The sequence below is a fragment of the Citrobacter sp. genome, assembly GCF_050252275.1.
Lineage (GTDB): Bacteria > Pseudomonadota > Gammaproteobacteria > Enterobacterales > Enterobacteriaceae > Citrobacter_A > Citrobacter_A amalonaticus.
The window spans coordinates 1-10,871 of the sequence record NZ_JBFWLF010000151.1; the positions used below are offsets into that span (position 1 = coordinate 1).

Below are 10,871 nucleotides of genomic sequence, written 5' to 3' on the forward strand. Positions count from 1 at the left end.
GGTGATTGCCGCAGAAGACCAGACCTTCCCGGACCACTGGGGTTTTGACGTTGCTGCCATCGAAAAAGCGCTGTCACATAACGAACGTAATGAAAACCGCATTCGCGGCGCGTCAACATTGTCACAGCAAACGGTTAAAAATCTCTTTCTCTGGGATGGGCGTAGCTGGTTGCGGAAAGGGCTGGAAGCCGGACTTACCGTCGGTGTAGAGACGGTCTGGAGCAAGAAGCGGATCCTGACGGTTTACCTGAATATCGCGGAATTTGGTGATGGCGTATTTGGCGTCGAAGCCGCCGCACAACGCTATTTTGGCAAACCGGCCAGCCGATTGACTCAGTCAGAAGCGGCGCTGCTTGCCGCTGTATTACCCAATCCTCTGCGCTTTAAGGCCGCAGCACCTTCAGGCTATGTGCGTAGCCGTCAGGCGTGGATACTGCGTCAAATGCGACAGTTGGGTGGGGAGTCGTTTATGACCCGCCACCACCTGCATTAAATCTGCATTACGCCTCGCGCGAAGAGAGTGACAATCCGCTGCGTTCTTTCGGATGGACGTCTTTTTCCAGCGCGACGGCCAGTACCGGTTGGGCGATAAAACGCTGCCACAGTCTTTCCTGCTTACGATGGCAGAACCATTTTGACCAGGTCGCCAGCGGGATCAACGTCCCTTCGCCAATATTATCGCAAACCACCGGCACCACTTCCGATTCGCTGATACGGTGACAAAGAATGTTCTGTGGTTTCAGCGTCATGGTGACGATATGGTTGTCACGCAGGTAGCGTTTTAGCGTCTTCAGCAGCTGACGCAGCACGGCAAAGTCGTCTTCGTAACGACATTGTTTGGCAAATTCGGTGAGAGTGATGGACGGCTTGCCGTCGTAATCGGCAATCACATCGTAAACGTAACCCGTTCCGCAGTCGGTCTCGACCGTGCCGTAATAGCGTGGGATACCGCTCCAGTCTTTCAGGTAGCGAGAGAGGTGAGCATAGTACTTCAGTTCACGCTGTGTCTCTTTGTCGCCGCCCTGTCCACTGTTGTAAACGATCTTAATACAACGTTGGGCATCATCCGGATGCGCATAACACTTACGATGTCGTCCGGTGCCCAGGGGAGTCTCTGCTGATAAACGAATCATGAGTGATATCCTGGAAATATTTACTGACAATAATCCAGTATGAACACTCAGGTTAAATGAAACCTAAACGACTTGTCTTAAGGTTTTCTTAAGGTAATTCTTAAGTTAAAAAGCGCACGAATTGTACAGTTTAAGGGAGCAAAAACGAAAAAAAACGCCTGGTGGCGTTTTCTGTGAAGGTATCCGCGGAACGAGAAAACTCAGTCTTCGTCGAATCCCGAATTGAAAAGAGCGATGACGGCCGCCAGCGCTTCAACCTCTTGCGGACCGGAGGCTTCAACTTCAATCTGTCGGCCTTTGGCGGAGTCCAGCATCAGTAATGCGATGACGCTGTTGGCTTCCGCTTCGGTGCCTTCATCATTTCGTAGCAGGACTTCCGCGTCAAATCCCTGCATTAATTCAAAGAGCTTCATTGCTGGCCGGGCATGCATGCCCAGCTTGTTCGTGATTTCAACAGTTTGCTTCACGGTCATGTTTTGCGTTTTTCCAGCGTACGATGGCGTGACTGTACGTTTTTACCGCGTGAGCGGAAGTAGTCTGCCAGCTGTTCTGCAATATACACCGAACGGTGTTTCCCGCCGGTACAACCGATAGCAACGGTCAGATAGCTACGGTTGTTGGTCTCCAGCATGGGTAACCATAGCTCAAGATAGCTGCGAGTCTGGTAGATAAAATTGTGTACTTCTGTGTGTCTGTCGAGGAAGGCGGCGACGGGCTTGTCGAGACCGGTCATTGGACGCAGTTTCGGATCCCAGTGCGGGTTTGGCAGAAAGCGGACGTCGAAAACGTAATCGGCATCGATGGGGATACCGTGCTTAAAGCCGAAGGACTCAAACACCATCGTCAGTTCACGCTCACGTTTACCCAACAGGCGGGTCCGCAGCATTTCAGCCAGTTCATGCACCGACATTTCTGAGGTGTCGACGATCAGGTCGGCGCGAGAACGCAGCGGTTCCAGCAGGTCACTTTCCTGATCAATGGCGCTTTCCAGCGACAGGTTCTTGCTGGAGAGAGGGTGCAGACGACGCGTATCGCTGTAGCGACGAATCAACGTGTTGCGATCGGCATCGAGGAACAGCAACTGCGGCGAGAACGCCTCGGGCAGGTTGTTCATCGCCTGCTCAAATATTTCCGGCGACTCTGGCATATTACGTACGTCAATGCTGACGGCAGCCGAAATCTGGCGTTCGGCAAGCGTGCGAGCCAGATCGGGTAACAATACGACGGGAAGGTTATCCACGCAGTAAAAGCCCATATCTTCCAGCGCGCGCAGGGCGACAGATTTACCTGACCCTGAACGACCGCTGACGATCATCAGTACCATGTACTGTTTCTCCTCACCACGGAAAAAGGGGAGTTACGCTTCATCCTGACCGCCTTCGGTGTCAGTGATGATTTGATACAACTCTTCATCGCTCTGTGCGGCGCGCAGTCGACGGCAGATGGTTTTATCCGCCAGACGCTTAGCCACCAGCGATAGTGTATGCAGGTGCGTTTTGGTTTGATCCGCAGGCACCAGCAGGGCAAAAAGCAGATCAACAGGTTGATTATCAATCGCATCGAAGGCGATGGGCGTTTCCAGTTGCACAAACACGCCGACGGCGCGCAGGGTATCTTCTTCCAGCTTACCGTGCGGGATGGCGATCCCATTGCCGATGCCGGTACTGCCCATTTTTTCGCGCGTCAGGATCGCTTCAAAAACGACCTGCGGCGGTAGACTGAGCTGTTTTGCAGCCAGTTCACTGATGATTTCCAGCGCGCGTTTTTTGCTCTGGCAGTGAACGGCACTGCGCGTACATTCCTGGTTAAGTACACTGCTCAGTTGTAGAGTCGTATCGTTATTTATCATAATTTCACCTAAGAATCCGTCCCACAACAGCGGAACGGATTCGGAGCGCTAACTGTACAAATGGCCTGTTGTTCTGCACAACAGGCCGTCCTGCACCCGCTAACTGCCCGGACAATTAGTGTTGTTTCAATTTATCTTTGTGTTTGGTGAGCTGTCTTGCCAGCTTGTCAATCAGGCCATCAATGGCCGCATACATATCCTGACCTTCCGCGCTGGCGTGAATTTCGCCACCGTTTACATGCAGTGTTGCATCCGAGATGTGGGTAACCTTTTCCACTTTCAACACAATATAGACCTGATTGATCCTGTCAAAATACTGTTCGAGTTTGGCGAACTTGGTATTCACAAAGTCACGCAGGGCTTCTGTGATCTCGACGTTGTTTCCAGTGATGTTGAGCTGCATAGTGTCTTCCTTATCGGTTGGGTCAAACCAGTTGTTTGCGCTGGTTTGACGGCGGAATGGATAAAGACTCTCGGTACTTCGCAACGGTGCGGCGCGCCACCATGATGCCTTGTTCCGACAGCATTGATGTTAGCTTGCTGTCGCTCAGAGGCTTCGCGGGGTTTTCCGCCGCAATCAACTTCTTCACCAGTGCGCGGATCGCCGTGGAGGACGCTTCGCCACCCCCCTCGGTATTCACATGGCTGGAGAAAAAATACTTCAGTTCAAAAATGCCGCGCGGACTGTGCAGATACTTCTGCGTCGTCACACGAGAAATGGTCGATTCGTGCATCTCAACGGCCTGGGCGATGTCAGCCAGCACCATCGGTTTCATAAATTCTTCGCCTTGCTCAAAGAAGGCTTGCTGCTGCTCAACGATGCAACGGCTGACACGCAGCAGGGTATCATTGCGGCTTTCCAGACTCTTAATCAACCACTTCGCATCCTGCAAATTACTGCGGATGTACTGGCTGTCGGCGTCATTACGCCCACCGTTGCACATGGCGGCGTAGTGCTGATTGATCTGCAGGCGGGGGATGCTGTCACCGTTGAGCTCAACCGTCCAGTGGCCGTTATGCTTGCGTACCAGCACATCCGGGATCACGTATTCCGGTTCGCCGGTCTGGATCGACTGACCCGGTCGGGGATCGAGTGACTGAATCAGATTGACCGCCTCTTTGAGCACCTCTTCTTTGAGACGTGTGACGCGCATCAGAGTGCGGAAGTCGTGGTTCGCCAGCAGATCGAGATGATCGCTGATGATCAACCGGGCTTCTTCAAGGAAGGGGGTCGATTTGTCGAATTGCGAGAGCTGGATCAGTAAGCAATCGCGCAGATCTTTTGCCGCCACGCCTACGGGATCAAACCGCTGAATACGTTTGAGTACGGCTTCGACTTCATCAAGGCCGACCTCTTCATTGCCCATGCTTTCGAGGATGTCGTCCAGCGAAACGGTGAGATAACCGGTATCGTCAACGGCATCTACAATCGACGTGGCGATTGCGCGGTCGGTATCGGAGAACGGGGTGAGTTCCACCTGCCACATCAGGTAATCCTGTAGGGTCTGCGTGGTTTCACCCTGGTAAACGGGGAGCTCATCGTCAATGTAGTCGCCGCTGGTGCCCGACGGCGTACCGGCGGTGTAGATTTCATCCCAGCTGGCGTCAAGCGGCAACTCTTCCGGCATCTCTTTTTGTTTGAGAGCGTCGGCGGTATCCAGCGTTTCGCTGTCCTGAGTTTCGCGGGTATCAACTTCGTCGTGAAGATCGGTTTGTTCCAGCAACGGATTGCTTTCCAGCGCTTGCTGGAGTTCCTGCTGCAGTTCCAGCGTGGACAACTGCAACAGACGAATCGCCTGTTGTAGCTGCGGCGTCATCGCCAGTTGTTGGCTCAGCCTGAGTTGCAAACCTTGCTTCATGTTCAGAGTCGTTTTCTCCCGCTATGACGTCGCAAACTTCTACCCTATCAGAGTCTGAAGTCTTCCCCAAGGTATACGCGCTTCACGTGTTCGTCCTGCAGGATTTCTGTCGGCGTGCCGTGTGCGATCAGGTGTCCCTGGCTCACGATATAGGCGCGTTCACACACGGCCAGCGTTTCGCGGACGTTATGGTCGGTAATCAACACGCCGAGACCGCTGTCACGCAGATGCTCAATAATGCGTTTGATATCGATAACGGAGATGGGGTCAACGCCGGCAAAGGGTTCATCCAGCAGGATAAATTTCGGGTTGGCGGCGAGGGCGCGGGCGATTTCCACACGGCGACGTTCCCCGCCGGAGAGTGACTGACCCATGTTGTCGCGCAGATGCTCAATGTGGAACTCTTCCATCAGCTCGTTAGCGCGGTCTTCACGCTGTTCGCTGGTGAGATCGTCACGAATTTGTAGTACGGCCATCAGGTTATCGTACACGCTCAGGCGGCGAAAAATCGACGCTTCCTGCGGCAGGTAGCCAATTCCGCGGCGCGCGCGGGCGTGCAACGGCAGCAGGCTGATGTCTTCATCATCAATAATGATGTTACCGGCATCACGCGGCACAATACCGACGACCATATAGAAGGTGGTGGTTTTACCCGCACCGTTCGGCCCAAGCAGACCGACAATCTCGCCCGAGTTGACGGTCAGGCTGACATCTTCCACGACGCGGCGGCCTTTGTAGGCCTTCGCCAGATTCTTTGCAGTTAATGTTGCCATAGCGAATTAGTTACTCTTCTTCTGAGCCGGGGCCTGGTTTTTGTTTTTGTCCTGCAACTGCGACGGAACCAGAACGGTGGTCACACGCTTGCCTTTCTCACTGAAGGCCTGCATTTTCTGCTCTTTCACCAGATAGGTAATTTTGTCACCGGTGATGTTGCTGTCGAGCTGTTCAAGGTACGCATTGCCGGTGAGCACGACAAAATCTTTCGCCAGTTCATAATGCATTTTCGACGCATGGCCTTTTACCGGCTTACCGTTGTCCTGCATTTGATAGAACGTGGCCGGGTTGCCGAAGCCATCAATGACCTCTTTACCCTCTTCACCGCCAGGGCGGGTAACGACCACTTTATCGGCGTTAATTTTGATAGTGCCCTGGGTCACAATGACATTACCGGTGAAGGTCACGACGTTGCCCTGCATATCCAGAGACTGCTGGTCCGATTCGATGTGGATCGGCTGTTCGGTATCGCCCGTGACGGCGAACGCCGGAATGCTGGCGGCCAGAAGTGAGCTGGCAAGCACAAGATTAAGGCTGAGTTTGTTTGTTTTGAATTTCATAGGAGGTTCTAACCTTTTCAATCAGCTCGGCGTTCTTGTTGCGTAAGTTGCCGCGCATTTTCAGTCCGCTGGAGTTAAATGTTGTTCCGTATAACGTGACGAGGTCTTCAGAGGTAACATCCTGCGTCACCAGATTGATCTGCGCGTTATCGGTGGTAATTCTGCGAAGTTGAGCGTCAGGCACCAGCGCGTTGACTTCAACGTGACCATAAAGATACAGCATTCGATCCTCGGTCAGCTTGGCTTTATCAGCCTTGATTGACCACGTCGGGATCTTGTCCTTATCAAACGTCGTTAATACGGGTTGTGTGAACCACGAAACGGCCTGATCGGAATAATATTCAACATGTTGGGCGATCAAACGATAGCTCAGCGCGCCTTCCGGACTGTAGACAACGGTATCCGTATGCTCGCTCTTATAGGTCGGATCGCTCGTATTCACCACCACCTGTGCCGTGTCGTCTTTATCGGCCAGGTTAATCCCAATCAGCACCAGCACGGCCAATGACAGTAGAATGATAACCCAACGTCTGGCTTTACTCATATCGATTGCCCTTTGGCCTCATCAAGCTTACCCTGCGCCAGTAATAATAAATCACAGACTTCTCGTACCGCGCCGCGTCCGCCCGCGATTTTCGTGACATAATCCGCGCGCGGAAGCAGTAACGGATGCGCATCCGCAACGGCAATGCTCAGGCCAATTTTTTCCATCACCGGCCAGTCAATCAGATCGTCACCGACGTAGGCCACATTTTCCGGCGCAATCGCCAGTTTTGCCAACAGATCGTGAAAGGCGACCAGCTTGTCCGACTGCCCCTGATACAGGTGCGTGATCCCCAGTGTGGCACACCGATCTTCTACTAGTTTAGCCTTTCGTCCGGTAATGATGGCGACGTCAATATCAGACGTCAGCGCACAACGGATCCCGTAACCGTCACGGACGTTGAAAGCCTTCAGCTCTTCACCGTTGTTGCCCATATAAATCAGGCCATCCGACAGCACGCCATCGACATCAAGAATCAGCAGACGGATATTCTCTGCTTTGGCGATGACGTCTGCGCTGACGGGTCCATAACAGGTCGCAAGCGACGCACCTGCTTTGCTCATTTCTTTTTATCCTTGAATTTCTACACAACGCCTGCACGCAGGAGATCATGCATATGTAACACACCGAGTAACTGGTCGCCATCGGCAACCATTACGGAGGTGATATGACGAGACTGCATTAAGTTCAGGGCATCGACCGCCAGAATCCCTGGACGCACGCGAATGCCCCCTGGCGTCATCACGTCGGCGATACCGAGCTGGCGCACATCAACGCCCATATCAAAGACGCGACGTAAATCACCGTCGGTGAAGATACCGTCGATCTTCATCGCATCATCGCAAATTACGGTCATCCCGAGGTTCTTGCGGGTTATCTCCAGCAGCGCATCGCGCAGGCTGGCTTCTTTGGTGACATGCGGGATTTCATCACCCGTATGCATAATATCGTTCACGCGCAACAGCAGTTTACGCCCTAGCGCACCGCCCGGATGCGACAGAGCAAAATCCTCAGCGGTAAAGCCGCGCGCCTTTAATAACGCCACCGCCAGCGCATCGCCCATCACTAATGTAGCGGTGGTGCTGCTTGTCGGAGCCAGTCCAAGCGGACAGGCTTCTTGCGGTACTTTAACACACAGATGGACATCCGCAGCACGCGCCATGCTGCTTTCTGGTCGCCCGGTGATGCAGATAAGCTGAACCTGCAGTCGCTTAAGAACTGGAATCAGGGCCGCGATCTCGCTGGATTCCCCGGAGTTGGAGATGGCAATCACTACATCCTGCGAGGTCACCATTCCCAGATCGCCGTGGGCGGCTTCGCCCGGATGAACGAAGAAGGAAGAGGTGCCGGTGCTGGCAAAGGTCGCGGCCATTTTGCGGCCAATATGCCCCGATTTCCCCATGCCCATCACCACCACTTTGCCGGTGCAGTTGAACATTTTCTCACAGGCGAGAGTGAAATCCTGGTTGATGTACTGATCGAGCTCTGCCAGGCCTTCACGTTCAATCGCCAGAACTTCTTTGCCGGCTTGCTGAAAGTCAAAACCCGGTTGTAACGCTAAGTGCGACATATGTCTGTTTCCAGTTATCCAACGAGAAGTGGCGATAGCCAATACAGCATCGCCAGCCATACGATAAAACCGCCGGTCAGCAGCACGCCCGCGCCGCGACCGGACTGGCGGGGACGCCGCCAGCAAAGTAATGCAAAGATGATGCTCACCAGCAGCATCACGCTGTAGTCACGGCTGAACGCCAGCGGATTGACGTCACCCGGCGTAATCAGAGCGGGAAGGCCGAGAACAATGGTGAGGTTAAAAATGTTCGCGCCGATGATATTGCCCACCGCGATATCATTCTCACCTTTGCGCACGCCCGCGATAGCGGTTGCCAGTTCAGGCAGGCTGGTGCCAATTGCGATCACCGTCAGGCCAATTGTCAGTTCGCTCATCGCGAAGTAATTGGCAATCACAGTGGCGTTATCCACCACCATTCGGGTCGCCATCGGCATGATAATCAGCGCAATGCCCAGCCATAAAAACGCCACCGGTAATCCGCCTTCACGCGGCAACTCGGCAACCTGTTCCCGGGTGAGGCTGTCATTGCCCTGACGCTCAGCGAGACGGGCGATTTTAACAATGAACAGCAGCCATAACACGGCTAACAGTAAAAGAAAGATACCATCGCTGCGGCTGAGTTGTCCGTCATACAGTACGGATCCGGCCACCACGCTAACCAGCAACATTAGCGGTAATTCGCGACGCAGAACATCGGAATGCACGGTAAAAGGGTGGATCAGCGCGGCAAGCCCGAGGATCAACAAAATGTTAGTAATGTTAGAGCCGAGCGCGGTGCCGACGGCTAAATCTAACTGCCCGTGCAGAGAGGCGGCGACAGAAACAATAATCTCAGGCAGAGATGTGCCTATACTGACTACCGTCATACCGATAATCAGCGGCGGGATCCCGAAGGTTCGACATAAGATTGACGCGGCAAAAACCAGGCGGTCGGCGCCGTAGACGACCAATAATAAACCAATAATTAACAGCGCCGTTGCTAAAAGCATCTAAAGTCCTTTCTTCAGGTATACTCGCCGGTCCACCGGGATCGTCTGGAAACCGTAACGAAGTCTTAATTTTGACTTTATGCAGCTAAAAAGTAAAACAAATGCCAGCTTTAGCTAACCAGCACGGGTAATATTCTGTAAATATGTTGGGTTCATGGCTGAATTCCACGCCATGCTGAGATCAACAAGCAACACGAAGGATGAATCAATGGGGCAGTCTGTGGCGAATTTAGTCGATATGCGCGATGTCAGCTTTACGCGCGGCGACCGCTGCATTTTCGATAACATCTCTCTGACCGTACCGCGTGGCAAGGTAACCGCGATCATGGGGCCATCTGGCATCGGTAAAACGACGCTCTTGCGTCTGATCGGCGGACAAATTGTGCCAGACAAGGGGGAGATCTTGTTTGATGGCGAGAACATTCCTGAGATGTCTCGCTCGCGCCTCTACACGGTACGTAAACGGATGAGTATGCTGTTTCAGTCCGGGGCGCTGTTCACCGACATGAACGTGTTTGATAACGTGGCCTATCCGCTACGCGAACATACCACGCTTCCCCCGCCGTTACTGAAGAGCACGGTGATGATGAAACTGGAAGCTGTCGGTCTGCGCGGCGCGGCAAAACTGATGCCCTCTGAACTGTCCGGTGGGATGGCGCGCCGGGCGGCGTTAGCACGCGCCATTGCGCTGGAGCCGGACCTCATCATGTTTGATGAACCGTTTGTCGGACAGGATCCGATCACCATGGGCGTGCTGGTCAAACTGATTTCTGAATTAAACAATGCGCTGGGCGTGACCTGCGTCGTGGTCTCTCACGATGTGCCGGAAGTCCTGAGCATTGCCGATCACGCCTATATTATGGCGGACAAAAAGATTGTGGCCCACGGCAGCGCGCAGGCGTTGCAAGAGAATGACGACCCGCGTGTGCGTCAGTTCCTGGATGGCATTGCAGACGGGCCGGTCCCGTTCCGCTATCCTGCGGGCGATTATCACTCTGATTTACTCGGAACAGGGAGTTAAGCCACTCATGCTGTTAAATGCACTGGCGACGCTGGGACATAAGGGGATTAAAACTCTCAGAACGTTCGGGCGTGCCGGGTTAATGTTGTTCAATGCGCTGGTCGGCAAACCGGAATTTCGTAAGCACGCGCCGTTGCTGGTGCGCCAGCTTTATAATGTGGGCGTCCTGTCGATGCTGATCATTATTGTTTCTGGCGTGTTTATCGGCATGGTGCTGGGGCTGAAGGGCTATCTGGTACTTACCACCTATAGCGCGGAAACCAGTCTGGGGATGTTAGTGGCACTGTCGCTGCTGCGTGAACTCGGTCCGGTTGTCGCCGCGTTGTTATTTGCGGGGCGTGCAGGCTCTGCACTCACCGCTGAAATTGGCCTGATGCGCGCGACCGAGCAGCTTTCCAGTATGGAAATGATGGCTGTCGATCCCCTGCGCCGGGTGATCTCTCCGCGATTCTGGGCGGGCGTGATTTCGCTGCCGATGCTGACGATTTTGTTTGTGGCCGTCGGGATCTGGGGCGGTTCTCTGGTCGGCGTAAGCTGGAAGGGGATTGATGCTGGCTTCTTCTGGTCCG

Annotated in this window: 15 protein-coding genes; 3 read left to right on the top strand and 12 right to left on the bottom strand. The window is 53.7% G+C overall.

Annotated features, from left to right (window positions below; all coding sequences use genetic code 11):
* Window positions 1–493: monofunctional biosynthetic peptidoglycan transglycosylase (mtgA, locus tag AB7E14_RS13710; protein WP_428169602.1), on the top strand; the 493-nt coding region annotated here is incomplete at its 5' end.
* 7 nt (window positions 494–500) lie between these two features.
* Here the strand turns inward: mtgA and yrbL are convergent.
* The 12 genes from yrbL to AB7E14_RS13770 form a co-directional block, all read right to left on the bottom strand.
* Window positions 501–1,133 (bottom strand): PhoP regulatory network protein YrbL, encoded by a 633-nt coding sequence (gene yrbL / locus AB7E14_RS13715; protein ID WP_216081891.1) that lies wholly within the window; start codon window positions 1,131–1,133, stop codon window positions 501–503.
* Window positions 1,134–1,333: 200 nt separating this feature from the next.
* Window positions 1,334–1,606 carry a PTS phosphocarrier protein NPr gene (gene npr, locus AB7E14_RS13720; protein ID WP_042998307.1) on the bottom strand — a complete coding sequence of 91 codons (273 nt, stop codon included), beginning with the start codon at window positions 1,604–1,606 and terminating at the stop codon, window positions 1,334–1,336.
* Window positions 1,603–2,457: an RNase adapter RapZ gene (gene rapZ, locus AB7E14_RS13725; protein WP_012908509.1), complete on the bottom strand. Its 855-nt coding sequence runs from the start codon at window positions 2,455–2,457 to the stop codon at window positions 1,603–1,605. Before rapZ ends, npr begins: the two co-directional genes overlap by 4 nt.
* Before the next feature lie 33 nt (window positions 2,458–2,490).
* Window positions 2,491–2,982, bottom strand: coding sequence for a PTS IIA-like nitrogen regulatory protein PtsN (gene ptsN / locus AB7E14_RS13730; RefSeq protein WP_042325036.1), 492 nt, complete (start codon window positions 2,980–2,982; stop codon window positions 2,491–2,493).
* A 115-nt stretch (window positions 2,983–3,097) separates the two neighbouring features.
* Window positions 3,098–3,385, bottom strand: coding sequence for a ribosome hibernation promoting factor (gene hpf, locus AB7E14_RS13735; RefSeq protein WP_003025078.1), 288 nt, complete (start codon window positions 3,383–3,385; stop codon window positions 3,098–3,100).
* A gap of 22 nt (window positions 3,386–3,407) precedes the next feature.
* Window positions 3,408–4,841 (bottom strand): RNA polymerase factor sigma-54, encoded by a 1,434-nt coding sequence (rpoN, locus tag AB7E14_RS13740; RefSeq protein ID WP_316962572.1) that lies wholly within the window; start codon window positions 4,839–4,841, stop codon window positions 3,408–3,410.
* 47 nt (window positions 4,842–4,888) lie between these two features.
* Window positions 4,889–5,614, bottom strand: coding sequence for an LPS export ABC transporter ATP-binding protein (gene lptB, locus AB7E14_RS13745; RefSeq protein WP_044263650.1), 726 nt, complete (start codon window positions 5,612–5,614; stop codon window positions 4,889–4,891).
* A gap of 6 nt (window positions 5,615–5,620) precedes the next feature.
* Window positions 5,621–6,175, bottom strand: coding sequence for a lipopolysaccharide ABC transporter substrate-binding protein LptA (gene lptA / locus AB7E14_RS13750; RefSeq protein ID WP_042325045.1), 555 nt, complete (start codon window positions 6,173–6,175; stop codon window positions 5,621–5,623).
* On the bottom strand, window positions 6,144–6,719 hold the full coding sequence (gene lptC, locus AB7E14_RS13755; protein ID WP_044255950.1) for an LPS export ABC transporter periplasmic protein LptC: 576 nt from the start codon (window positions 6,717–6,719) through the stop codon (window positions 6,144–6,146). The genes lptA and lptC overlap by 32 nt, the downstream gene beginning before the upstream one ends.
* On the bottom strand, window positions 6,716–7,282 hold the full coding sequence (gene kdsC, locus AB7E14_RS13760; protein ID WP_042998303.1) for a 3-deoxy-manno-octulosonate-8-phosphatase KdsC: 567 nt from the start codon (window positions 7,280–7,282) through the stop codon (window positions 6,716–6,718). Before kdsC ends, lptC begins: the two co-directional genes overlap by 4 nt.
* A 20-nt stretch (window positions 7,283–7,302) precedes the next feature.
* Window positions 7,303–8,289: an arabinose-5-phosphate isomerase KdsD gene (kdsD, locus tag AB7E14_RS13765; protein WP_042998302.1), complete on the bottom strand. Its 987-nt coding sequence runs from the start codon at window positions 8,287–8,289 to the stop codon at window positions 7,303–7,305.
* A gap of 14 nt (window positions 8,290–8,303) precedes the next feature.
* Complete coding sequence (locus tag AB7E14_RS13770; RefSeq protein ID WP_044263648.1) at window positions 8,304–9,281, bottom strand: calcium/sodium antiporter; 978 nt, start codon at window positions 9,279–9,281, stop codon at window positions 8,304–8,306.
* Window positions 9,282–9,489: 208 nt separating this feature from the next.
* On the opposite strand from AB7E14_RS13770, the gene mlaF reads away from it, so the two are divergent.
* Window positions 9,490–10,302: a phospholipid ABC transporter ATP-binding protein MlaF gene (gene mlaF / locus AB7E14_RS13775; RefSeq protein WP_042998300.1), complete on the top strand. Its 813-nt coding sequence runs from the start codon at window positions 9,490–9,492 to the stop codon at window positions 10,300–10,302.
* Window positions 10,303–10,309: 7 nt separating this feature from the next.
* Window positions 10,310–10,871 (top strand): MlaE family lipid ABC transporter permease subunit (locus AB7E14_RS13780; RefSeq protein WP_428169603.1); only part of this gene is annotated, 562 nt, incomplete at its 3' end.